This is a genomic window from Acidobacterium capsulatum ATCC 51196, assembly GCF_000022565.1.
Taxonomy (GTDB): domain Bacteria; phylum Acidobacteriota; class Terriglobia; order Terriglobales; family Acidobacteriaceae; genus Acidobacterium; species Acidobacterium capsulatum.
In genome coordinates this window covers 3,731,534-3,754,837 of sequence record NC_012483.1, presented here as the reverse complement: position 1 = coordinate 3,754,837, position 23,304 = coordinate 3,731,534, and the positions used below count along the sequence as shown (strand labels likewise).

24 protein-coding genes and 2 pseudogenes are annotated in these 23,304 nt (G+C 57.4%); 15 read left to right on the top strand and 11 right to left on the bottom strand.

The annotated features are described in order from the left end of the window. Window positions 1–6 precede the first annotated feature (6 nt). Window positions 7–2,001 carry a type IV secretion system DNA-binding domain-containing protein gene (locus tag ACP_RS15445; RefSeq protein WP_015898275.1) on the bottom strand — a complete coding sequence of 665 codons (1,995 nt, stop codon included), beginning with the start codon at window positions 1,999–2,001 and terminating at the stop codon, window positions 7–9. A gap of 3 nt (window positions 2,002–2,004) precedes the next feature. Beyond that, on the bottom strand, window positions 2,005–2,340 hold the full coding sequence (locus ACP_RS15440; protein ID WP_052294844.1) for a hypothetical protein: 336 nt from the start codon (window positions 2,338–2,340) through the stop codon (window positions 2,005–2,007). Window positions 2,341–3,158: 818 nt separating this feature from the next. Here ACP_RS15440 and ACP_RS18500 point away from each other — a divergent pair. Continuing rightward, window positions 3,159–3,899 (top strand): reverse transcriptase domain-containing protein, encoded by a 741-nt coding sequence (locus ACP_RS18500; RefSeq protein ID WP_202944466.1) that lies wholly within the window; start codon window positions 3,159–3,161, stop codon window positions 3,897–3,899. A gap of 8 nt (window positions 3,900–3,907) precedes the next feature. After that, window positions 3,908–4,408 carry an RNA-dependent RNA polymerase family protein gene (locus ACP_RS18495; protein ID WP_202944467.1) on the top strand — a complete coding sequence of 167 codons (501 nt, stop codon included), beginning with the start codon at window positions 3,908–3,910 and terminating at the stop codon, window positions 4,406–4,408. A gap of 134 nt (window positions 4,409–4,542) precedes the next feature. Here the strand turns inward: ACP_RS18495 and ACP_RS15430 are convergent, their stop codons facing one another. From ACP_RS15430 to ACP_RS15410, 7 genes and pseudogenes are all read right to left on the bottom strand, one after another. Next, on the bottom strand, window positions 4,543–4,869 hold the full coding sequence (locus tag ACP_RS15430) for a hypothetical protein (protein ID WP_041839553.1): 327 nt from the start codon (window positions 4,867–4,869) through the stop codon (window positions 4,543–4,545). A gap of 27 nt (window positions 4,870–4,896) precedes the next feature. After that, window positions 4,897–5,286, bottom strand: coding sequence for a hypothetical protein (locus ACP_RS15425; RefSeq protein ID WP_052294802.1), 390 nt, complete (start codon window positions 5,284–5,286; stop codon window positions 4,897–4,899). A gap of 140 nt (window positions 5,287–5,426) precedes the next feature. After that, window positions 5,427–6,209, bottom strand: a complete 783-nt coding sequence (gene istB / locus ACP_RS15420; RefSeq protein ID WP_015897673.1) for an IS21-like element helper ATPase IstB — start codon at window positions 6,207–6,209, stop codon at window positions 5,427–5,429. Further along, entirely contained in the window at window positions 6,193–6,603 is a 411-nt protein-coding gene (locus tag ACP_RS18880; protein WP_420794754.1) for a Mu transposase domain-containing protein, read from the bottom strand. The genes istB and ACP_RS18880 overlap by 17 nt, the downstream gene beginning before the upstream one ends. A gap of 15 nt (window positions 6,604–6,618) precedes the next feature. Further along, window positions 6,619–7,182, bottom strand: a pseudogene (gene istA, locus ACP_RS18875) (IS21 family transposase); the annotation flags it as partial. A 12-nt stretch (window positions 7,183–7,194) separates the two neighbouring features. Beyond that, the gene (locus ACP_RS17510; protein ID WP_052294804.1) at window positions 7,195–7,440 is read right to left on the bottom strand and encodes a helix-turn-helix domain-containing protein; all 246 of its coding nucleotides are present in this window, start codon (window positions 7,438–7,440) and stop codon (window positions 7,195–7,197) included. Window positions 7,441–7,743: 303 nt separating this feature from the next. Next, the gene (locus ACP_RS15410) at window positions 7,744–8,082 is read right to left on the bottom strand and encodes a hypothetical protein (RefSeq protein ID WP_041839653.1); all 339 of its coding nucleotides are present in this window, start codon (window positions 8,080–8,082) and stop codon (window positions 7,744–7,746) included. A 30-nt stretch (window positions 8,083–8,112) separates the two neighbouring features. Between ACP_RS15410 and ACP_RS18625 the strand changes: the two genes are divergently transcribed. The 4 genes from ACP_RS18625 to ACP_RS15390 all read left to right on the top strand — a co-directional run bounded on the left by ACP_RS18625 (window position 8,113) and on the right by ACP_RS15390 (window position 11,981). Further along, window positions 8,113–9,588: an RHS repeat domain-containing protein gene (locus ACP_RS18625; protein ID WP_041839652.1), complete on the top strand. Its 1,476-nt coding sequence runs from the start codon at window positions 8,113–8,115 to the stop codon at window positions 9,586–9,588. 16 nt (window positions 9,589–9,604) lie between these two features. Continuing rightward, on the top strand, window positions 9,605–10,189 hold the full coding sequence (locus ACP_RS15400; protein ID WP_015898272.1) for a DUF416 family protein: 585 nt from the start codon (window positions 9,605–9,607) through the stop codon (window positions 10,187–10,189). Window positions 10,190–10,870: 681 nt separating this feature from the next. Continuing rightward, window positions 10,871–11,308, top strand: coding sequence for a hypothetical protein (locus tag ACP_RS18410; RefSeq protein WP_169305997.1), 438 nt, complete (start codon window positions 10,871–10,873; stop codon window positions 11,306–11,308). Further along, window positions 11,301–11,981 carry a hypothetical protein gene (locus tag ACP_RS15390; RefSeq protein ID WP_015898271.1) on the top strand — a complete coding sequence of 227 codons (681 nt, stop codon included), beginning with the start codon at window positions 11,301–11,303 and terminating at the stop codon, window positions 11,979–11,981. Before ACP_RS18410 ends, ACP_RS15390 begins: the two co-directional genes overlap by 8 nt. A 105-nt stretch (window positions 11,982–12,086) precedes the next feature. Here the strand turns inward: ACP_RS15390 and ACP_RS15385 are convergent, their stop codons facing one another. Then, complete coding sequence (locus ACP_RS15385) at window positions 12,087–12,512, bottom strand: nuclear transport factor 2 family protein (protein WP_015896440.1); 426 nt, start codon at window positions 12,510–12,512, stop codon at window positions 12,087–12,089. 160 nt (window positions 12,513–12,672) lie between these two features. Here ACP_RS15385 and ACP_RS15380 point away from each other — a divergent pair, with 160 nt between their 5' ends. From ACP_RS15380 to ACP_RS18710, 9 genes and pseudogenes are all read left to right on the top strand, one after another. Then, window positions 12,673–12,894 carry a hypothetical protein gene (locus ACP_RS15380; RefSeq protein WP_041839650.1) on the top strand — a complete coding sequence of 74 codons (222 nt, stop codon included), beginning with the start codon at window positions 12,673–12,675 and terminating at the stop codon, window positions 12,892–12,894. Between the two features lie 252 nt (window positions 12,895–13,146). Beyond that, window positions 13,147–13,719 carry a type IV toxin-antitoxin system AbiEi family antitoxin domain-containing protein gene (locus tag ACP_RS15375; RefSeq protein ID WP_202944477.1) on the top strand — a complete coding sequence of 191 codons (573 nt, stop codon included), beginning with the start codon at window positions 13,147–13,149 and terminating at the stop codon, window positions 13,717–13,719. A gap of 62 nt (window positions 13,720–13,781) precedes the next feature. Continuing rightward, window positions 13,782–14,641: pseudogene (locus tag ACP_RS18870) on the top strand (nucleotidyl transferase AbiEii/AbiGii toxin family protein). A gap of 245 nt (window positions 14,642–14,886) precedes the next feature. Next, window positions 14,887–16,446, top strand: coding sequence for a hypothetical protein (locus ACP_RS18440; protein WP_193760148.1), 1,560 nt, complete (start codon window positions 14,887–14,889; stop codon window positions 16,444–16,446). A gap of 205 nt (window positions 16,447–16,651) precedes the next feature. Then, on the top strand, window positions 16,652–16,891 hold the full coding sequence (locus ACP_RS18405) for a PqqD family protein (protein WP_169305996.1): 240 nt from the start codon (window positions 16,652–16,654) through the stop codon (window positions 16,889–16,891). A 367-nt stretch (window positions 16,892–17,258) separates the two neighbouring features. Then, window positions 17,259–18,320: a phosphotransferase gene (locus tag ACP_RS15345; RefSeq protein WP_169305995.1), complete on the top strand. Its 1,062-nt coding sequence runs from the start codon at window positions 17,259–17,261 to the stop codon at window positions 18,318–18,320. Window positions 18,321–18,344: 24 nt separating this feature from the next. Beyond that, window positions 18,345–18,713, top strand: coding sequence for a lasso peptide biosynthesis B2 protein (locus tag ACP_RS17495; RefSeq protein WP_015898265.1), 369 nt, complete (start codon window positions 18,345–18,347; stop codon window positions 18,711–18,713). A gap of 12 nt (window positions 18,714–18,725) precedes the next feature. After that, entirely contained in the window at window positions 18,726–20,609 is a 1,884-nt protein-coding gene (locus ACP_RS15335) for an asparagine synthetase B family protein (protein WP_015898264.1), read from the top strand. Window positions 20,610–20,688: 79 nt separating this feature from the next. After that, window positions 20,689–20,823, top strand: a complete 135-nt coding sequence (locus tag ACP_RS18710; RefSeq protein WP_015898263.1) for a hypothetical protein — start codon at window positions 20,689–20,691, stop codon at window positions 20,821–20,823. Window positions 20,824–20,896: 73 nt separating this feature from the next. On the opposite strand, the gene ACP_RS15330 is transcribed toward ACP_RS18710, so the two are convergent. Continuing rightward, window positions 20,897–23,296 carry an alpha/beta hydrolase family protein gene (locus tag ACP_RS15330; protein ID WP_015898262.1) on the bottom strand — a complete coding sequence of 800 codons (2,400 nt, stop codon included), beginning with the start codon at window positions 23,294–23,296 and terminating at the stop codon, window positions 20,897–20,899. Between the last annotated feature and the right edge of the window lie 8 nt (window positions 23,297–23,304).

Genomic DNA, 23,304 nt, shown 5'->3' with positions numbered 1-23,304 from the left:
ACACTCCTATCCACGCGTGATGAGGTTCTGAACGTCGTCGGGGGCGATGACGACTTCTTCAGGCTCAATCTGCTCGACCTCGGAAATTCCATCCGTTGTGGCTGACGCGGATGTTTCCGGTTCGTGCTTCAATTCCGCCTGCGTCGGGTCGCTTCCTGCCGATCGTTTGGATTGATAAGGCAGCTTCTCTTCGGGCCGCTCGCGTGGTTCAAAACCCTTCGCGACCACCGGCATATCGAAGTACGGGAATGAGAATCGGGTCACATAGTTTTGATACTTCATGAATGCGTGGAGGTCAGCGAGTCCCGATATTTCAGATTCAAGGACAAGCGGTTCGACCTGGCGATCAAGGGCGAAGTTTCGTCCCGCACGGGTGCCATCGAAATGCGTCTCGCGAAGGCGCTCCACCTCAACTTTGCCGATGAATTCGCTCACCCATTGGCCGGCCTTCGGCTCCTTCGTGGTGAGCCAAACACTGGTCGCGGGCTGCGATAGCATGACCTCGGCAAGATGACCGTACAAGTACTCAAGTTGTGCCTTGCCTTGGAATCCGAGGACGACAGGATTGCGACTCTTGCGTGCCTCTGTAATTGCCGTATGGAGCTGAGGGAGCTTCTGCAAGCTTGCCAGCTCGTCGATCACGAACCACACCCGACGCTGTGCTTCTGTTGGTTCATTCAACAGCCGCAAGACGAGCCAGTCTATCCACAGACTCTGAAGCGGACGAAGGGCTTCACGCTCTGCCGGGAGTGAAGTTAGGAAGATCCATCCTTGCCGTTTCTCGGCCCACTCAGTGGCAGTCCACACCCCGTTCCCCTCACTCGATTTGGGAAGCAGGCGTAAGCTGTCGGCTACTAGACCAAGCGACGCCAACACACCGGCGCGCTGTTGATGGGCGTGAGGGTCGATGAGGTGAGCGTGCTCTGTTCCTTTGAGCCTCCGGTCGATCTCTTCCGGGTTTGACATCCACTGAATGAGCTCTTCCGGAGTCGGCCCGTACGCCATCAGAAAGGCAAAAATTTTCTGCGGGGATTCAATAAAGAACTCGCCCTTCTTATCTTGCGGAGGCTGGAACAGCGATGCCGCCAAAGCCTTAGCTTCTGAGCGGCTGCACAGCTCATCAGCTGGTCCCCAGTAGGGACACCGGCTGTCGAGAGGATTGAGGATCACATCGCCGCGCGCTGGATCGTAAAAGCGCTTCACGAACTCCCGCGCAGGGTCGTACACGATGGCCGCATCGCCCCGGCTTCGCACTTGTCGAAGCACCTGAAACATCAAGGCGGACTTGCCCGCACCAGTGTCCCCGATAATCTGCATGTGCCGCGACTCGGCGCGGCTGGGGATACGAAGCATGGGCTCAATGTCATTCGTCTTGAACCCGATTCCGTCGCCCTTCACGGTCTTGTTGAACTGCTTCGGGGTAAGCATCTCCGGGCCTTTGAGGCGGCGACCATACTTCAACTGTTTCTGCCACTGGACATCCTTGAACGCGGCGACTGGCAACAACGCCAGGAGCAATATGCCACCGCCGATCAGGGGCGGGCGGAAGAACGCAAAGAGGCTCGATCCGCCGTACACGGCACCCCGCAGATAGGCGCTAAAACGCGTGTCCACGAAGCTCCGTTCCGGTATCCGAAAGAGGAGAGAGTAACCCTGCTGTCGGGCATCCGGCGAAAGTTCCAGAGGTATCGTCTGCCCGCCCGACTCCGAAGTCCGGCCAAGGATCACATCGTCGTTCATGGCGGCGCGCGGAGTGCTTCTAGGGCCTCCGATGAACAGGAGACGGTATGTGCTTTTATGCGTCTTGAGTACCGAGCCGAAGGCGGAAGCGCGCTCGTAGGCGGGCAGGTAGTAGCGCTGGAGCGGCTCTGCCAAATGGATACGAATGCAGACAGCCAGGAAGGTCAGAACGGCCACGCCGAAAACAATACTGTACGTGTAGGTGGGCATGTGCCGTGGCCAGATGATGGTTTCTTTGCGACCCCAAGTCGTCTTCACCATAGTTCAGCTCCGTCTCTCCGCAACCAGTTTGGTGGCGAGGTCATACTTCGTCGTTCCGATTTCGTCGACGAGCTTGTCGAAGGCATCGGTGCTCAGCTTCTGTCCGGTCGCCAGAGTGCGCAGAACATTGACGAGGAGTAGCCGGACACCAACGAGCTCAGACAAAGCGACAATCTCGACATCGTTTGCTCCACTCCGCAGCCGACGCAGGGCGAGGTCGCGCATCCACTCTCCAGCGGTCTTGCCGTCGGCTGCCGACACCCTAACGATCGCCTGATACTCGGCTTCGGTGAGTTTTGTGTTCAGGTTCTGATTGCGGGTTTCGCGGGCACGGATCATGCCTCGTTTCACCGGACGTTCTGATTCAAGAAGTGGCATAGCGCCTCGCTCTTTCAGCCCGGATAGACGGAAACCTAATAGTTCCCGGTAAACGAGCAAGTTATGCGTTTTGAACGACAACCTATTAGTTCCCGCGGGGAACTAAACAGTTCCCTGTGAGGGGTGGAGTGTCGTAGCGTCAATCCCGTGCGCAAGCACGGAACCGGCAAGGTGTAGCGAATGCAAGAGTCGTACGGTGAGGGCCTAGCCAGCCACACCGGCTCCGAGTCTTGCGGATGTGGCCGTAAGGCCATGTACGAAGCGTAGACAGGAGGAACTACAGGCCAGGCTATTGAGCCGCGAAATATCCCTAACTTCAGGACGCCGACGCCTTGACACAACGCGGAAGGCAACATCCTGACAAGCAGTATGGCGAGCTTGGCAGGAGTCCTGCGCGGTCTATGACCCTGGCATGTAGGGACACACTTTGCACGGAAATTGAGAGATCCCGGGTTCACCTGAGAGCGGCCAGCGTTCTCGGGACGCATCGGGAAGTCTAAGGACAGGAGCCGATGATGAACGAACACGGGAAGTCGGACAGACTCATAGTACCGGGGAAGTCTCCGAACAAAGCCAGAGTATCGGTGGCGGAGGAGATGGAGGGAAGGGGTCTGACCAAGGGGAATCTGGGCCAACAAAACGCGCCCCGGACTCAGAGCCGGATCAAGGGGGTCCCCGGCGACAGGTCTTCGTCGCTGGGGTCTCTCAGCGCGCCAAGTGAGTTGGAACAGATACGACAAACGGCAAAATCGAACAAGGATGCAAGGTTCACTGCTCTGATGCATCATGTCTACCGGATCGACACCCTGCGGTTCGCCTACTTGCAGTTGAAGAGGCACGCTGCGGCGGGTGTGGACGGGGAGACATGGCGGCACTACGGCGAGGCTCTTGAGGAGAATCTCCAGAATCTCTCCCATAGACTGAAGCGCGGGGCATACCGGGCCAAGCCGGTGCGTAGGGTGTACATCCCGAAGGCGGATGGGCGGCAGCGACCGCTCGGCGTCCCGGCGCTCGAAGACAAGCTCGTTCAGAGAGCGACGGTGGAGGTACTGAATCAAATCTACGAAACCGACTTCCTCGGCTTCTCTTATGGGTTCCGTCCAAAGCGGCACCAGCATAAAGCGCTGGATGCGTTGTGGTGTGGACTCCATGAGCGACGTGTGAACTGGGTGCTGGACCTGGACGTGCGCAGCTTCTTCGACAGGCTGTCGCATGAATGGCTGGTCCGGTTCCTCCAGCATCGGATAGCGGACCGGCGCGTTGTGCGTCTCATCCAGAAATGGCTGAACGCGGGCGTGCTGGAAAAGGGCAAGCGAACCTTCGTGGAAGCAGGCTCGCCACAGGGCGGAAGTGCATCGCCCCTGTTGGCGAATATCTACCTCCACTACGTCTTCGATCTCTGGGTTCAGGCATGGCGTAAGAAGCGTGCGCACGGCGATGTAATCGTGGTGCGTTATGCGGACACATCGTGGTTGGGTTCGAGTACAAAGACGAGGCCGAACGGTTCTGGTTGGAACTGAAAGAACGAATGGAGAAGTTCCAACTGGAGCTGCACCCGGAGAAGACGCGGCTGATCGAGTTCGGACGCCATGCGGCGAAGAACCGAAAGCGCGCCGGTCTGGGCAAGCCGGAGACCTTCGACTTCCTCGGCTTCACGCATATCTGCGGGAAGACAAAGAAGGGAAGGTTCATGGTGCTTCGGCAGACGATTCGCAAGCGCATGCAGGCCAAGCTGCAAGAGGTGAAGATCGGCTTGTGGCGGCGCATGCATGACCCTGTTCCGGAAGTCGGAAAGTGGTTGAAGTCCGTTGTGGGCGGGCATATCCGATACTTCGGAGTGCCGGGCAACCGGCATGCTCTGGCCCATTTTCGTTACACCGTGAGCAACCTCTGGCATCGCGCTCTGTGCAGGCGAAGCCAGCATGGTCGCGTCAAGTGGGAACGAATGAAACGGCTCATCCGCAAATGGCTTCCTCCGGCCCATATCTGCCGTCCTTATCCTTCGCGCCGTCTGCGCGTCACCACCTGAGGTAAGAGCCGTATGCGGGAAATCCGCCCGTACGGATCTGTGCGGGGGGTACGGCGTAAGCCGTATCCCTACCGCGACTACGTACATCCGGTGCGGAGCACCGTTGTGGTTCCGGGAACGATATTTCGGTTGCATCAGCTCCTCGTACCCGCGACGGAATCCACCGAAGTGCTGCCGTTGGCAGCACGGCTTGCAGGCTTTCTCGGAGACTGCTCCGGTGAGTCATTGGGCGATGGTTTGCGAGTCCTCAGAGTGGGCGTGACGGTCTGCGCTTCGGAGGACTTCAGGAACTCCTGGAAGTCGCGGTCCTTCGAGAAGATGTAGGCGAGCGCCTGTTCGATGACTTCATCCGCTGTTGCATGGAGGAATGCGGCATACTGATCGAGTTGGGTAGCCGTCGTGTCGAGCAGCCGGATATAGGCGTTGATGTGCCGGGTTCGGGTGACTTCAAGCAGGGGCATTTGTGTTCTCCTTCGTGGGGTGCGTGTTCAGGCTGTTCTCTTGCGTGCGACCATACGCTCCGCTGTCGAGGCTATCTCTCTCGCTCGGACTGCACAGAGGGCGCGGGGAAACTCGAAGCGGCGACGCACTTCAAGCATGGTGATAACGCCGTCGATGCGGATGCCTTCGAGCAGCCAGAGATGAGCGGAAGCGACATCGATGGTGCGCTGGGCGTAGTAGACGGGGTTGGGCTTGTCGGAGCGCCGGGAAGCCAGTTCCCGCGTCAACTTCATGGCATCGGCTCCATGGGCGAGTTGCGCCGTGACCCAGGCCCAGTCCTTCTCGGAATTGCTGCGCTTGCCCTTATGGGGCGGAAGCGTATGACCGAATGACGTGCCTTCGGCTACTCCTCCGCCGACATGGAAGTCCTCTGTCAACGCCGTTTGAAAATTCCTCGTATTTGGGCGTTTGAAAATTCCCCACTTTTGGCAGGTTGAGATTTTGGATCAGGCCGGGAGTGTGCGGCGGAGGGCGTAGCCCGGAGCCGCATACTCCCGGAAGCCGGTCCAGGTTGGGGTCAGGCTCCTTCCCTGTTGGGGGTTTTGGCGGCGATCACCCCGGCCTTCTTCTTGTCCTTGAGCCGGTAGCTCTCGCCCTTGATGTTGATGGTGGTGGAGTGGTGCAGCAGACGATCCAGAATCGCCGACGCAATCACGTTGTCAGCGAAGATCGTGCCCCAGTCGCCATAGCTCTTGTTTGAGGTAACGATGATCGATCCCTTTTCATAGCGCTCGCTGACCAGCCGGAACAGGCAGGTGGCGGCGAAGGGATCCAGCGCCAGATAGCCCATTTCATCCAGGATCAGCAGCTTGGGCTTGACCAGCAGGGTCATCCGCTCCTTGAGCTTGTTCTCGTCGCGGGCGCGCTGGAACTGCTGCACCAGGTCCTGCACGGTGACGAAGTAGACCGTGTTTCCGGCCACGATGGCCTCGGTGCCGAGCGCGATGGCCAGATGCGTTTTACCCACTCCGGGCGGGCCGAGCAGCAGCACGTTCTCCTTACGTTCCAGAAACGCCAGACCGGCCAGCTCGCGCAGTTTGCGCTCGTCGACCGAGGGCTGGAAGTCGAAATCGAACTGGTCCAGGCCCTTGTTGTAGGGGAAATGCGCCCATTGGGTCTTCAGGCGCACGTTGCGCGTGTGCTTGGCCTGGCTCTCGGCTTCCAGGGCCTGCTCCAGGAAATCCAGATAGGGCAGGTCCTTGGCTGAAGCCTCTTCGGCGATGGCTTCATAGCAGTTAGGCAGGTGCGACAAGCGCAGCCGCTGCATGTGGTTGAGCAGACGTTCAGACTGTAGCGACATGGGCCACCTCCTCGTAGATATCCAGCGAGCGGAGCTCCACCACGGGCACGGGATGATGCAAGCCGACGCCGGGACCGGGCGTTAGCTCCGTGGTTGGCGCTGATATCGGAGCCGTTGATCTACGGACCCTGCGCGGCAAGCCGGCATAGTGCGCCGGGTCGATGACCGCCTGGCCCTTGCCTGTGGCCATGCGGTGTTCGGCGATCAGGTCCCGCTGATGAAAGATGCGGATGACGCGCACATCCAGAGGTTCCCGTACCGCCACGCTCTTGCCGGCATACGCATGCGGCACCGAATAGCGGTTGCCGCGATAACTCAGCAGGCAATCCTTCGCCACCTGGCGATGGCTGAGGTAACTGGTATCGTAATCCGGCTGGCCGCCGAGTGGCGTCAACCCTTCTCGCGCAAACCGCTCCAGAGGAACCTCGCGCGTGGTTCCATGCACGCGCCGGTTGGCTTCTTCGCACCACACCAGCGCTTGATGGTTCAACTCCGGCAGGGAATCGAAGCTCGTCCCCGGCCAGAAACTCGACTTGATGTACCGGATCGTAGACTCAATCTTGCCCTTCGTCTCCGGCCGGTAAAGATGACAGACCCGCGGCACGAAGCCGTAGTAACTGGCAAAATCCAGCATCTTCGTATGAAAGCGTGGCTGCCCATCGATGCGGTCCAGCACCACCGTCTTCATGTTGTCGGTCAGCACCGTCGCTGTGACTCCACCGAAATGCCGGAAGGCATGCACCATGCAGTTGAGAAGTGTCTCCACATCCTGCCGCTGTGTGAACTCCGCGTACTGCATCCGCGACCAGCCCAGCGTCAGCGCAAATCCGTACAGCCGCCTGCCGCCCCAGTTGCCGAAATGACCCCAGTCCATCTGCGCCTGTTCGCCCGGCTCCGTCTCGAAACGCACAAACGCCCGCTCCCGGTCTTCGCTTCGCCACTCCCGCACCGTCGTTTTCACTTGCGTGTAACAGCCGTCATAGCCTCACTTGCGCATCTCCATAAATAACCGGCTGGCGTTATGCACGCCCTGCTCCCAGCGCTCCCGCAGCCAGGGCCGCCAGGGATCGATCTTCCAGCTCTTCGGCTTGCGTTCATACGCCCGCGGCGCTTCCCGCAGGTACTTCCGCACCGTCTTGCGGTCGATGCTCAGATGCCGGGCGATCTCCGTCACGCTCCAGCCCTCATGATGCAGCTTCTGTATCTCCATGAAATCCTCCAGTCGCAGCATCCTTCATCCTCCCGGATCAGAATGCCGCCGCTCGGCCTACACCGGGGATTTTTCAAACGCCACTTTTGAGGATTATTCAGACGGCGCTAACACGTGGCCGGGTTGCGGCCCGTCGTCGAATCAAAATCGAATGCAAGCCGGACGCTGTGCGGGTCTGTTCGACGTGTGTCCGGCATCCGTTGGGGTTGCGGGATGCGCGGCGGTGCTGCGCACCGGATATACGTTGTCGCGGTAGGGATACGGCTTACGCCGTACCCCCCGCACAGATCCGTACGGGCGGATTTCCCGCATACGGCTCTTACCTCAGGTGGTGACGCGCAGACGGCGCGAAGGATAAGGACGGCAGATATGGGCCGGAGGAAGCCATTTGCGGATGAGCCGTTTCATTCGTTCCCACTTGACGCGACCATGCTGGCTTCGCCTGCACAGAGCGCGATGCCAGAGGTTGCTCACGGTGTAACGAAAATGGGCCAGAGCGTGCCGGTTGCCCGGCACTCCGAAGTATCGGATATGCCCGCCCACAATGGACTTCAACCATTTGCCAACTTCCGGAACAGGGTCATGCGGACACCGCCGCAACTCGGTCTTCACCTCTTGCAGCTTGGCTTGCATGCGCTCGCGAACCGTCTGCCGAAGCACCATGAACCTTCCCTTCTTTGTCTTCCCGCAGATGTGCGTGAAGCCGAGGAAGTCGAAGGTCTCGGGCTTACCCAGACCAGCAATTGCTGGTATTACGACCAGTGGGGCAATCGTCTGGATGCGGAGGGTTCGGCGACGGCTTATTCGAGCACGGCGGGAGGGGCTTCGCCTTGCAGTGGACAACCCGTGGTTCAATACAACACGAACAACCAGATGACGGGCTCGGGTGCGCCCAGCTATGATCAGGCCGGAGATGCTACTTCGGATGCGAAGGGCCGCCAGTATCTCTATGACGCGGAGGGCCGCATTTGCGCGGTGCAGGGTGCTGCCGTGGATGGGATCAGCGCGATGGTGGGCTACATCTACGACGCGGATGGGAATCGCGTGGCCAAGGGGCCGATCACGAGCTGGAGCTGCGATCCGACGACGAACGGCTTTGAGAGCTCGGCTTATGAAACCGATTATGTGCTGAACCAGTCCGGCCAGACGGTGACCGAAACCACCAAAAGCGACACGGGCGTGATGCAGTGGAACTTCACCAACGTCTATGCCAACGGAGTGCTCTTCGCCACCTACGATGCGCAGGGGCTGCACTTCCTGCTCAATGACTGGCTGGGCACGCGGCGTGCTTCGACCGACTATGAAGGCGTGCTCGAATCACTCTGCGCCAGCCTGCCCTATGGGGACGGGCTCAACTGCACCAACTCCCCGCAATCGCCCAACGAACAGCACTTCACCGGCAAACAGCACGACCAGGAATCAGGCAATGACTACTTCGGGGCCAGGTACTACTCCGAAAATGATGCAAGGTTTCTGACTCCGGACTGGTCCGCCAAGGTCGAGCCCGTGCCCTACGCCAAGCTGGGTGATCCGCAGAGTCTGAACCTTTATAGCTACATGCTCGACAGCCCGCTTGACGGCGTTGATCAGAATGGGCACGCTAGGGGGTGTCCTGGCGGATGCTCAAGTAACATGATCCTTTATACGAACCCCTATGAGCAGGGCGATGTTCCAGCAGGAGCGGCCCAACAGCAGAACGGAGACCCGACACTCCCAACCGAAGTCCAGCCGCCTCCCCCCAGCATGGCAGATAGGGTGATGACGGCACTCATGCCGAAGACGCCGCTCGACCTAGCGCTTTTGGTTGGAACAGATGGTCTTGGGGAAGCGGGCGCTGCACTATTGCGCGTGACGGAAGTTGCGAGTTCATTAGGAAAGACTGCTGACTTCGTTACACTTGCGATCACGGAGACGAAGGAAGGTACTTCCGTTGTCAGTTCGAGCGAAAAGGCGCTTCGACCCGCTGTTAGGGCGCTTTTGAAACCCGGAGAGGTTGCTGCAAATGGAGCAGGACACGCCGAAGTCACGGGGGTTAATGCAGCCAGGCAGATGGGACTTACTCCAACCGGTGTAGCCGCGAGCAGAGGGATTTGTCCTTCTTGTGCAGATTTCTTGAGGACGGCGGGCGTGGCAGCCCTGAGCGCCCTCAAAGCAACACTTCCGTTCTAAAGAGCATGGAGACGCGATGATCGGCGAAGAAAAGAACCTAGTTTCAATAACGAGCCTCTCTCCAAAGAAGCAACTTGCGTTTGCTCTGTTGGTTTTTGAGAGAATGCTGCCAAGCCTGGTTGCTTTTTCAAAGGACACAGGCTTCGATGACTCCTGCTACTTGCAAGCCAAAGATGCCGCATGGGCTATCTTGCAGAATGGACCAGTAGACCGATCACTAAGTGAGGTATGTCTCAGGGGCGCACCGGACACCGAGGATTACTCTCACGACCTCACTTCTTACGCCTTGAATGCAGCCCTTGCGATGAATGACATCATGGAGTTTGCGCAAGATGGTTGTGCCGACCACATCACAAGCGTCTCAACGCTTGCCGGTGACTCCCTGTACCTCTACCTAAGCAGCCAGGGAGACTCGGTTGTGTCCTCCCCCGAAGAGGATAGCCAGATCGCTTCCCATCCCTTAATGCAAGAGGAGCATCGCCTGGAAGAAGCGGACATCAGGTTCCTAGCGGGCCTTCCAGAGCAGTTCTCCGAAGAGACAATCCTGTCCTTAAGGGCGCGAGCGGGTACTCAGGCCCCCTTGCTTCCTCTCACGTTGTAATTCCGCAGGCCGCTCTTCGGGGCGGCTTGCTGCTTCAGTGGCTCCATCGGGCAGCAGTGGCGCAGCGAGCGAAAAGCGTCCATGCTACGCATGGGCAGCAGGGTGGTCGCGGATTGGCCTGCTCCCCTGAATCCGTCCATTTCGGAATACGAAAATCGTACTCCGCTATGTGCGGATTTCGGGGAGCAGGCCAGCAGGGCAGATGCGCCCCAATTGCGCCCTTAAATTTCTTTTGTTTGCGGGGGCCTGGAACGTCTCGAATTTACTCGTGATCCCGTTTGAACGCCAAGTGGAGGCTTGGTCAAAGACGGCCTAAAACACTCTAGCGCAATGAAATGCCGGACAAATGATTTGTTGGGCGCTTTCTCCTGCAATCGTAGATTGTGAGCGGGTTTCTTGGTTAGTGAACCACCGCTGGAGATGGCATTGATGACCTTTAGGGGATTTGCAGTCCTCGGCTGACCAACGCTGGCCATGGGTATGAAACGGCTAAAAATGGGTGAAAACGGATTTTGCATCCCCGAGAGATCCAGAACATAGATTTCCCGCAGTCGCCCGAATCGTGACTTTCCAATTTCCAAATTGGAAATATTCGTCTACCATTGGCCTATGCAAGGGCAGGATGTTGCGCTTCTCCTAAAACTCGCTATTGAGAATGAGCCACGAGTACCCTCAAAGGACTTGGCGGAAAGTCTCTTTATTTCGCCGTCCGAGGTGTCGAAATCCCTAAAGCGAAGCGCGGAGTCGGGACTGCTCCATATGGTCAACGGAGAAAAGAGGGTCAATCGCTCTGCCTTGCTGGAGTTTCTGTCACACGGATTCAGGTATGTATTTCCACCAGCCAAGGGTTCTCTGGTTCGTGGTGTTCCTACAGCGACGGCTGCAGAGCCTTTGAAGTCCCGTTTTCTAGAATCCGGCGATCCTCCCGAAGTCTGGCCCTATGCGGAAGGTAAAGTCCGGGGCATTGCCCTTGCTCCTCTATATAAAGGAGCACCCAGCGCCGCATTGAAGGATGCCAGGTTCTATGCAGTTCTCGCGCTCTGCGACGCCATTCGTGGCGGAAGAACCCGAGAGCGAAATCTCGCCATCGAGCTGCTTGAGAAGGAGCTTCATGCCTGATCCGAATCTGCCTCTGTTGGAAAACGCCGCATACAAACTTTCTCCCTTCCTTGAAGAGGTTGTCTTTGTCGGTGGTGTCACGCTGGGGCTTTTGATCACAGACCTGGCTGCCGCTCCGATCCGTGGCACGAATGATGTCGATGTGATCGCCGAAATCATGACATATGACGGCTATGTGGAGCTTTCGGAGCGCCTTCGCAAAGCAGCCTTCACGGAAGATGCCGGCGAACAACCCCTCACCTGTCGATGGCACAATGACAATTTGATACTTGATGTACTGCCTCTCAGCGCAGAGGTTCTGGGTTTCACCAATCGGTGGTATGCGCTCGCGCTCAAATATGCGTCGAAATTCACTCTTCCGAGTGGCCTCTCAATTCGAGTGATTACGGCGCCATTCTTCCTGGGTACAAAGATGGAGGCGTTTCGAGGACGAGGCAATATGGACTATCAAGCCAGCCATGATCTTGAAGATTTTGTGGCTGTAATCGAAGGTCGAGATAGTGTGATTGAAGAGATCGCCGGATCACCATCGGAGATTCGAGAATACCTTGCTGACGCTGCACGGAGACTTCTTGCAGAATCCAAATTTCGTGATGTGCTGCCAGGATTCGTACTACAAAACGAGCGAGTACCTCTAATCGAGAAACGGTTGGAAGCCATTGCTGGACTTTGATGACAAAGAGCCGATTAGGGGCAGTGCGAAGTCCTTTGCTTCGATGAACATCCGCCGTGGGATGATGTATGAGCTCGGTTCGTCTGGCCATGACGAGATTGGCGATCAGCGCCCCGCCAGTGCATTCCAAGCCGCGTGAGAGTCCATGTAGTCTCTCCAATGCGCGATCTTCCGGTTCTCAAGCCGAAGGATAGAACAAAACCGGTTGTCGTACTGTTTGCCCGTCGCCAAAACGGTTCCATGAACCTCGTACTCGATCACGATGACACGGCCCGAGTCCGCAGTGTGGACGGCCAGATGATCAGCCGATTGCAGACTAATGATGTCGGTATAGCCTCGGAACGCATGCATCAGCTCGATTCGCCCATGAATGATGCGAGGCCATCCCAGTTCATAGAGAACTTCGTAGATGGTATGTTCGGTGACGATATCGAAGAAGTGATCCCCATCGACGAGGTCACCCAACGCTTCTCGAACGATCTTGAAGTAGGGCTCAGCGCCTTTATAGGCAGCGTACTTTGAACTGGACATCCGAACGACTCCTCATGTTGATGGTACTCAATGAGCTTCAGAGAAATTGGCCGATGCATTCAAAGCATATTCTCAACGGGCACGCCGTCAGCCCGCTCCATGAGCAGGAAACCTGGATTGCAGCCCACTACGATGGGCTTCACTGCAATATTGAACATGGGTGGGCGAGCGTTGGCTACAGCCTGAGCGCAAGTTCCGTGGTGAGGTGGGCGATGTCTTGTCCGCTGGCAAGAATCCGCAGCAGGTCCGACGTTTTGCTGCTCTTGAGATAGAGATTGACACGAATCAGTTCGGCCTTGTGCTCGCCGAACCACTCAAAGTTCTCATCATCCGTGGCGTGCCACGTATGGTCGGAATGATCATAGGGGAGCAGATTAGCTAACGATGGCCGTTATTGATGCCTCAACGTGTCCTAAAGCGGCTGAAAATTTTAAGCTACGCCGTTGGAAGAACGTGGTTTGGCAAATTGCGAGGCCGTAGGACTTCTGCCTTCCCGAGGCAGCGTGATCGCCGTCTTTTCGCCCAGTCTCCGCTACCCAGACGAGTGTTCGAGTGTTGCGTTTCGTCATTACTTGATATTATGTAATGGCATATCGCAACACTCTCACCAATGGCTCAGTACATGCAAAAGACGATGCAATACGTGACGAAACACGGGATCGTGCGGCCACGCGACATTGAGGCCATCGGCATTCCGCGGGAGTACCTCCTGCGTCTCCATCGCCAGGGCAAACTGGATCGTGCCGGACGAGGGATGTACAGCCTTCCGCACGCCGATGTCACGGAGCGACATTCCTACGCGGAGGTATCGAAGCGCGTTCCAAATGCCACCCTCTGTCTGCTTTCTGCGCTTGCATTCCACGGCATCACCACGCAGAATCCTGCGGCGGTGTGGATTGCGCTGCGCAAGGGGGCAAGAACCCCTTCCTTCACCTCGCCGGCCATTCGAGTTGTGCGACTTTCCGGGCCGTCCCTGACAGAAGGCATTGAAGAGCATCAAATCGAGGGCGTTCCTGTGCGCGTCTACTCTGTCCCAAAAACGGTGGCCGACTGCTTCAAGTTTCGCAACAAGATCGGACTCGACGTGGCAATGGAAGCTCTGCGGGATGCCTTTCGCCAGAAGAAGGCCAGCGTCAATGCGATCTATCGCTACGCCGCAATCTGCCGTGTCAGTAACGTCATACGGCCATACCTGGAGTCGCTGTGAGTAAGGAATTCGGCGCAAATCTGGCAGCCTCCATCCGTGCTCGCCTGCTGCGTCTGGCTCAGATGAGCGGAGAAGACTATCAGCGAGTACTCGGCCGATACGGAATCGAGCGCTTTCTTTATCGTCTTGGACACTGCTCACACCGAGACCGCTTTGTGCTCAAAGGCGCCACGCTCTTCACGCTGTGGACCGGACAAGCCCATCGCCCGACCAAAGACCTTGATCTGCTTGGATACGGATCTTCTGCGATAGAAGACGTGGAGGCCATAATCCGGGAGATCTGTGAAGTCAAAGCCCCGGATGGAATCGTCTTCGACGCCGAATCCGTGGAAGGGACAAGAATCAAAGAAGACGACGAGCACGATGGCGTGCGGATCAAGTTCAACGCTCACCTCGCCAGCGCGCGAATCCCCATACAGGTGGATATTGGGTTCGGAGATGCCGTTTATCCGGAACCAGAGTTGGCTGCATCCCGGTCCTCCATCCGATGGCTGCGCCGCAGATTCCCACCTATCCTCGCGAGTCCGCAATCGCAGAGAAGTTCCATGCAATGGTTGAACTCGATATCCGGAACAGCCGGATGAAGGATTTCTACGACATTTGGTACATGGCCCAGACCTGGAGTTTCGGGATGCCGCCGCTGCATCACGCTATTGTGGCCGTGTTCAAACGCCGCGGTCTCGCTCTTCCGGAGGGTACACCGTTTGTGCTTAGCGCAGACTTTCTGAACGATGCGCAGAAGAAGCAACAATGGAATGCCTTTATCTCCCGATTCAAGGACACTGGGGAAGGTCCATCGCTTGACGAAGTTGGCGTACTTCTCCGAGCATTTCTCCTTCCTTGCCTGTACGCCGATTCAGCAGTGGTGACAGATACCCGCCGTTGGGTACCAAATTCCGGGTGGACAGACATGACGGTGTGATCCGTGGGCATGGATAGCCTGAACCCGGGAATCACTTTCAACCGGCGCGTCATCAGAAGCACAGAGTGTGTCACGATAGATCGAGTCGTGCTGCACAAGCCCGCGACGATGGACGAGGCCGTCGTGCATAGCCAGATAGTAGATCTAGAGGCCGGAGAGCTTCCGCACCGAACGTGGTAGTGGTTTGTCCCTGATCTGCGTGTTCGCAACTCTCTTGTTGAGTTTTATGAGGAGCGGATATCGCCGTGTACACCCCCGTCGCACGCAGCGAAGTTCTGGATGCCCTGGCTCATATCCGTGACCTTCACCGTAAGAGTAGCGGCCAGAAACGCGAGACCGAAATTGCCGTTGAGCGTCGCGAGTTGGCGTTCAAACATCTGGCCTCCAATCTGCCACGCACCAGTGCACATCCAACGCTCAGAATAGTCTCGGAGATCGCAGAACTCTTTTCGCTCACCGTCGAGGGTGCCCACCGGCTATTTGGATACGACCTGACGAGAATTGGGCCGCTCGATCTCAGGCTGAATCATGGTCGTACCCACATCGTTGAGTCGAATGCGTTTGATCGTGACCAACGGGTGGAACTGCCATTGCAGTTCGCCTCTGCCGAGGCGTTCCGGGCGAACCGGGTCCTGCGGGATCTGGTGCAGCAATGGCAGCTGGACGTTCCTGTACGGGCCTTGCAAGCTCCTGACTGGCATCAGCCGGGGAGTTTTTACGTGCATGTGGGCACCGAAGACAGTCTGGGGTCAAGTCTCCCTCCGGGTTCCCTGGCGCTGGTAGAACCGATCCAACACAACGAACAACCCATTCCGAACCCGCGTGCTATTTACCTGCTTCAGTTCAGCAACGGATATCGTTGCTGTCGCTGCGTGGTTTCACGCGGCAGATTGCAGTTGCTCTCTTCCGACTTTACGTACCGGGGCCCGCAGGAGTTTCTCTACCCTGGCGCCGTTCGCATTGCGGGCCGCGTAAGGATGTTTGCCTTGGCGCTTCCTCTGCCAAGGCTTCGCTCGCTTGAATCCTTTCCGCCGTGCGATGGCTGTGCGAGCTTGATTCTGCCGTGGGAACACAGCAGCCGGGCTGCGCTGCTCATGGCCAAGCACAAGCGCTTTCAACGCTCCAAGACAGAGGAAGCTGCTGTTCGAGAACATCTCCTTGCCATACTTGGCACCGGCCCCAGCGCGAGGACAGAGCGGCGCTATCGAAAGAACACGCCCTCTGATCCACACGTGAATTCCCTGCTTCACTTCACGCTGCAAAGTTATGCGCGTTACAGCGATGCTCTGCAGACAAGTGGAGTGGAATTGAGCGATCACGGCCGCTTTTCGCTGGATGTTCTGCTGCGGGCGCAACGGTGGGAAGATGCTGTGCGGGCCCGAGCGGAGGCCAGAGTGCCCGAGCCTTTGGCAGTTTGGCAAGGACTGCGAAGGGAGTTTCTCGAATGGCCGCCGATGCTGTCGTTGAAGTTTCCTGAGTTGTCTCTGCTGAGCGATCGGGTCGTGCGATTGGGCGATGCTGAGTCGCTGGATGGTTTGGAGCCACCCATCGCACCCGGCTCGTGGATGCTGCTTGAGAAAACTCCGCCTGCTTTGGACGAGCGCGCGCTTCGGCATGAAACCGGATGGTCGAGACCGATCTACACGCTTCAAAGGGGCGTCGAACTTTTCTGCGGATTTCTCAGGGCAGAATCTCCCGGGTACGCCCTCACAGCGACCCCGCATGGAAGGGCGGTCAAGGCCCTGTTTGCGTCCGATGAAGTTCGCAACCTGCGGCGTGTGATTGGGGTGGCGGTGCCGGTCTAAATCCCGAACTCAGTAATCGTGGCCATTTTCGCGCAACGCCTTCGCACCAGTGTTGATGCATCCTCTGTGCCGAACTCCCGTGTTTTTGACGGGACACGGTAACTTTGGCCAATCGCCGATTTGCCCCACACAAATCGCACTCCCGGAGATACGCTCGGTCCTATTCCAGCTCTGGTTCGGCCAGAGCCGCTCGGAGGGAGACCCGATGACCAAGCTTCGGTCAGTCGTTACTCAGGACGGCGCAGCGATCCTCGATTCACAGCAAGGAATCATCTCGACGCTCAACGCTACCGGCGTCTTCATATGGCAGGCACTGGAGCGAGGAGAGAGTCCCGAAGAGGTTGTGAGTGCTCTCGCCCGTGAAACCAATACGACCCCTGAAACCATCGAGCCAGACGTACTTGCATTCATTCGCGACCTGAAAGAACGCAGGCTGCACCCGTAAAGCTGTCAGACAGATTCTGAGAGGACAAGTCATGAATCATCCGGAAAGCATCGAGTATCGCATCGGACTGATCCTTACGGACCGACAGAATGTGCTGGCAGTTCGCGAGAAGAAGGGCTACTGCTTGCCCCGTGTTTCGATTTCACCGGGAAGCCGGCCTGCCAGAGCATTGCATTCTGCTCTCTGGAACGGATTCGGGATCCATGCGTTGGTTCTTGACTTCTTGGGTGATGACTCAGCATTGGTGCCACTTGCGGCTGTGGAAGCGGATTCTCTTCCCGACGAGTCTTCGCTCGTCCCTGTAAGTCTCGCGTCTGTCCATGAAGGAGATCTCCCTCACAATGAGCGCCAGAGGTTGCTGGAAGTCATGGAAAGGAGAACCCGGAATCCATTCGCTCGTCCGGGCTGGATTGGCGATGGCATCCGCTGGCTGGAAAGCGTAACGGGCATTCGTGTCGCCGAGCAGAATCCGTACGAACAATACAACGCAGGCCACGGCTTCACTCTGATCCGCTTCCAGATGGAAGACGGCTCGGCGTATTGGCTCAAAGCAACGAGCGGACAAAATGCGCGGGAGCTTCCCGTCACCCTCGCGCTCTCGCAGTTGTGCGGAAGATACCTTCCTCAGGTCATCGATTACAGGCCCGACTGGAACGCATGGCTCTCACGGGAAGAGGCGGTATGCCTGGAGACATGGCCAGAAGACTGCAATGAAGCGCAGCAGATTCTTTGCCGAGCAGTCGATGCTCTGGCAGCCATTCAGGTCTCCACCATAGGCTCAGCAAACACTCTTTTCAGGGCCGGAGCGTCGGATCAGAGACCGATGACGCTTGCCGCCGGGGCCGAGTCGTTCTTCTGCTATTTGGAAGAGGCCATGGGCCACCAAACATCCAGAAAAGTCCCGCGCATCTCTTCCGCGCGCCTGGGCGAGTTGCGCCGTCTTGTCGAGGACAGTTGCGCAAGGCTGGACGCACTCAACTTTCCGGTCACGGTTGTTCATGGCGACATGAATCTTGGGAATCTCCTCATTGGCCCTGAGCACTGCCAGATCACAGATTGGGCCGAGGCGTATGTTGGCTTCCCGCTCTGTACCTTGGAGCATCTGTTGCTCTTGCATCCGTATTCCGATCCTGTCCGCCAGCGCAATGAGCATCATGCTTTGAAGGAGCGCTACAGGTGTCTTCTGCTGGCAGGCTACGACGCTGTCCAGATCGATGAAGCATTTGTTCTTGCTCCTCTGATCGCCGCTTTTAGCGCTCTCTACGGTCGCGGCACCTGGCTGACGTCGCCCGCGCGCGATGATCCGAAGCGGCAATCCTATGCCCGCATGCTGGCACGCCATATGGATCGAGCAGCTCGGAAACCTGCTTTTCTTGGGACGCGTTGCCGGCACTCTACGCATGCCGGCATGGCTTCTGTATCGGCGTAGCGAACGATCCCGGAGGAAACTCTCATGGCGATTCGATTGATGGAAGCATGGGCTCTGCTGCTCTACTTCGACTGCCTGATGCGGTTTGGCAACTTCGAAAAGCTCTATGCCGCCGTTCGCAGTTGTCCTCGCAGACAAAGCAGCCACGCAGATCTCGATGCACTGTGTCGTGCGATGGATCTGGCATGCGTCTTCTACTTCAAACGCGTGCTCTGTCTGCAACGTTCAGCGGCCACAGCCGTGATGTTCCGTCGCCAGGGATACGCAGCCGACTTGGTCATCGGCGTTCAGCTTCTGCCCTTTTATTCGCACGCGTGGGTCGAATGCAATGGGCGAGTCGTTAACGACAGGCCATATGTCCGAGACAAGTTTCAAGTTCTGGAGCGGTGTTAAGAGAGGTGGGCCATGAGCATTCTGTTCGGCATACACGCGGCAGACGGCTCGCCAGCTTCAGAGGCGATGCTGCACGACTGGGCCATCTCCACGGCCCGGTATGCCACCGGCCCGGGCACTAGTTATGTGAAGACCGGACTCGGCATGGCTTGGCAGCCATATGGCAGTCATCCGCGTTTCTCTCTTGAGTCTGGTCCTGTCCGGGATGAGTTTCAAAACGTGCTGACGTTCGATGGACGGTTGGACAACTCCCGCGAATTGGCGGAGGACCTTGGCCTGCACGTGGCAAGCACATCCGACTCGCAAATTGCACTGACTGCTTTCGCCCATTGGGGCCCGTCCTCTTTCCGAAGATTCACCGGAGACTGGGCAGTGGCGGTGTGGTCAGAGTGCACCAATACCATCTATCTGGCCCGTGATCACGCGGGGACGCGTACTCTCTACTACCGGGCGAAGGCGAATGAACTCCGTTGGGCCACGTATCTCGATACGTTCTTCTCTTCAACAGAGAGTCCCACGCTTTCCGAGCCATACATTGCCGCTTATCTCGCCGGTCAACAGATTGGGGAGTTGACACCCTACCAGGGAATCTTTGCTGTCCCACCCGGGTGCAGTCTGGCCATACGTAGCGGTGCGATCCGAGTCGAACGTCACTGGTCGCCGCTCGGCGAGAGTGAGTTGGCATACTCCTCCGAAGAAGAATATGACGAGCATTTCCTGATGCTCTTTCGCCAGGCCATCGAGCGGCGCACTGAGGATGCTCCTCATGTTCTGGCGGAACTCAGTGGCGGCATGGATTCAACCGCCATCGTCTGCATGTCAGATCATTGCCAACGAAAGGTGGACGCCAGCGCTCCGTTGCTCGATACGGTGTCGTACTTCGACGATGAAGAACCTTCGCTTGATGAGCGCCGCTACTTTTCGCATACGGAGACATATCGAGGCAAGGTAGGCGTCCACCTCGACATGAGCTTCTCACAAAAAACCTTTCTGCCTCATGATGCCACCCGGGGAAGATACCTCTTGCCAGGAGCCGACAGCCTATCGATCCGCCGCGAAGAGCAGTTCCATGAGCGTGTCTGGAGAAGCGATTTTCGGGCAATCCTCTCCGGCATAGGTGGTGACGAGTTGCTGGGCGGGGTTCCGGATCGCTATCCGGAATTGGCCAGCTATCTGGTTGAAGGCGCATGGGCATCACTCCTAAAGCAGAGCCTGGCCTGGTCACTCGTCAACCGTGATCCCATCGTCGAAACGTTGCTGCGAACAGTTGGCCGGACTGCGCGACTCTACTGCCAGAATCCGCGCGCGGCCACACCGCCTCCGTGGCTCGCACACCGCACCTCTGGTCTAAGGGCGAACTCGGTAAGAACTCCATTCCGCTGCCAGGACCTGGTCCAGTACACCCCGCGCCAACTCGAAAACGCACGCACCTGGACTGCGGTCATGGGAACACTGCCTCACAGCTATCCCCGCATCCTGGCACGGCCGGAGTACCGCTACCCCTATCTCGACAAGGACCTCGTCAACTTCCTGCTGCGTGTGCCTGCCAGTCAATTGCTCCGGCCAGGCCGCCGCCGGTTCATGATGCGTCGCGCACTTGTTGGCATCGTGCCAGACGAAATCCTCGAACGCAAGCGCAAAGCCTTTCAAGTAACTGGTCCACTTCGAGTGCTGCAGCGGCGGCAAAGCGAGATCGAATCTCTCTTCCGTGATTGCCGTCTGGCTCAGCAAGGTTTCATCGAAATGGACCCTTTCGCCGCCGAGTTGAAGCGGTGCTGCAATGGGCAGCCATCAGACTGGCAAGCGATCCTTCGGACGATTGCACTGGAGATCTGGTCGCGATCTGGAGAATCGATCAAGACCGAAGAGATTTCTGAACCAAATTTGGCCAGGTAAGAAGCGGCCTACAAGCTCCGTCATTCATGCAGCACGATCCGCCTGGAGCGACGGATATTCCAACCCAAGGAGAAAAAACATGCTCTACACACCACCACGCATCATCGCCACCTACGAAGCTGAGAAAGCCATTCAGTTTCAGAAGGGTGGAGCGGTTCAGGAAATTGAATCCGCTCTGCCTTCCACCGGAGCCAGCTACGAGTCCGACGAGTAGCGGCACCGCAAGGAGCAAATAGGCAGTTCTGCGCCCGTCCGTCCAGTCGAATGGACGGGCGGGCGCTCCTGCGTCATTGCGACGCCGGTTTTGTTGAGTTGTTTAACCGATCATAGGAGCGCCGCATCGACTCCCATTCTGGATATGACACCACTGAACTCTGATCGGGAAGCTCCTCTCCCTTGAGCCAAAAGTACATCCAATCCACATTGCCTTGCTGTGACTCCAATCTGGCGAGGGGATGTTTATGAATGTGCGTTCCGTGAGGGAAATAGATCAGGTCAACGGGCTTCTTTAGCAGTCGTAATGAGGCATACAGGTCCCATTCCTGGAGCACGGAGGATGGACCAATCGCCTCGATTCTCACTGGCGCCTGAATCCGGTCAAAGTGAAAAGCGGCGGACGTTTTCACCCAATGAGCAAGCCCGACTCCGAAGGGTGCAACGCCGCGAACACCCAGCATCTGACGCCGCAGAAAATACTCGCCCGGCGTAAACATCATGAATTGCATGTAGCTGTTGTCGAGTCCATCTGCAATGGTAGCCGCGTGGAACAACGTTGGATCATGGACAAGAGCGTAGGCCGCATACCAACAGGTAAGACTAAACCCGACCACCCCGACGCGACCTGGATCAATCATGCCTGCCGCATTCAGTTGGGCCACGGCGCTCTGATAACCTTCCAGGGCAATTTGAGGGTCTCGTTCTGAACCAGTGTCCCGCTGCTTCCGAAATTGCAGAACCACGAATCCCGCACTGGCAAGTTCGCGGGCCGCGAACGCCGTTGGATAAAGGCCGTCGGTAATGAATTGATGGTCCACATAGTCGTACATCTGCAGAACGAGCGGATAGCGCTTCCCGCGGATGAATCCCACGGGCTCGATAAGAATGCCAGACCATTGATGACCGTGTGGGTCCCGCCAGCTATAGGAGGACGCATGGCCAAACCGCATCTGCCGGAACTGCGGATTTGGGTCCCATACTTTCTGTGAACTTCCATTCGGCGCACGCACCCATAGCTGAGGCGGGTCATTGAGCGATTGATGGATAAACATCCGCCAACGCAAGCCGCCATCAGAATCCTGACGCTGCCACTCACGCAGAGAAGTCACGGGGCTTTGAACCAGATCGGTCGAAATAAGCAACCAATGACTTTGGCGAAGAGTGTAGTGCTGAACAATCTGCTGGTTGAGCCCGTTGTGAAGAAGAACTGCGACCTTCGCTGCGCTCTTCTCAAATGCAACATCCTGCACGTGAAACACTTTGGGGTTCAGAGAACGATTCTCAAAAAAGAGGCAGCGAACTCTATCGTCGGGCATGTCCATGCTGGCTACGCCACAAGGGTAGACATCTCCTGATGTTGTGTCACTGTATCGATCAACGGGCAGAAACGTATTAGTGAGTAGTATCCGCTTGGCATCTGACGACCAGACCGCTCTATTCGCATCTCTGAGATACCCGAGGCTTCGAGCATTGGGAGCCGGAAGCAACGGAGTCTGTTTGCCGTTGGCTAGATTGATGGCGGTGTACTCCAACGGCCGCATAATATTTGCAGCCTGAAATTGACCCGTGGTTGACCCCTGCCGTAAGCGTAGTTGCGGATACCCGGTAGCGGGCGCATAACGAGACCATGATTTCGGCACTGATTTTGCCGGCTCCAGCTTGATAAGCTCACCGGCCTGAGAGGAAGCCGCGAATGGATAGGCTCTAGCCAGAAATGGGATCTGTTCCAAAGCGTAGTTTGGGACCGAGTGTATCGATGGTTTGTTGGCATCGAGTCTAATGGTGTAGAGCCTAAATACCCTAATGGCGCGGTTATACCGGCTATCGGGAAAGAGATCCTCGATCAGGCGAGTTCCCGTGATATCCCGCGCGTCGGCATTCAATGCCTGCCCTGCCGCGGAAGAAGCAGGCCGCTGCCCGGATGCAAGCAGAGTGATTCTGTCCCCTGAAAGCGTAAAGCGATCCACACTCATCGTGCTGGGGGTCAGATGGTCTACTCTGCCCCCCTCTCGCCGCACCGCGCAGAGGCGATAATTGCCCTGACGATTTGCGGTGAGAAAGTAGATCGTGGAGCTATCCGCAGCCCAGCGAACGTCCTTTATGACTCCATCGTGGGCATGAACAGCAAATGGTGGCGGCATCCCCTGAACAGTCGCCAGCACTTTTGGCTTTGGCATCGAAAGCTGCGGGTGCATAGCAGCATTCCTGATCGCACTCACTTGGAAGATGAGCAGCCTGGATTCGATGAGGTCATCGCTCAGACGCCCTTGAGTGACGACGATCACGATGCTTTTGCCATCGGGCGACGGCTCGGCGATCGCGGTTCCGGGATCTTCGGGGCTGGCTCGCGGATGGGTGAACCTCACCATGGCGATATCATCTCTCACGGTGAAGCGTCTCTTCACCGCATGGGCGCAAGGGAGGGCGAGCCACGCTAACGCGATGGCTGCCCCGTAGCGGGCAAGGTGCATCGATTCCC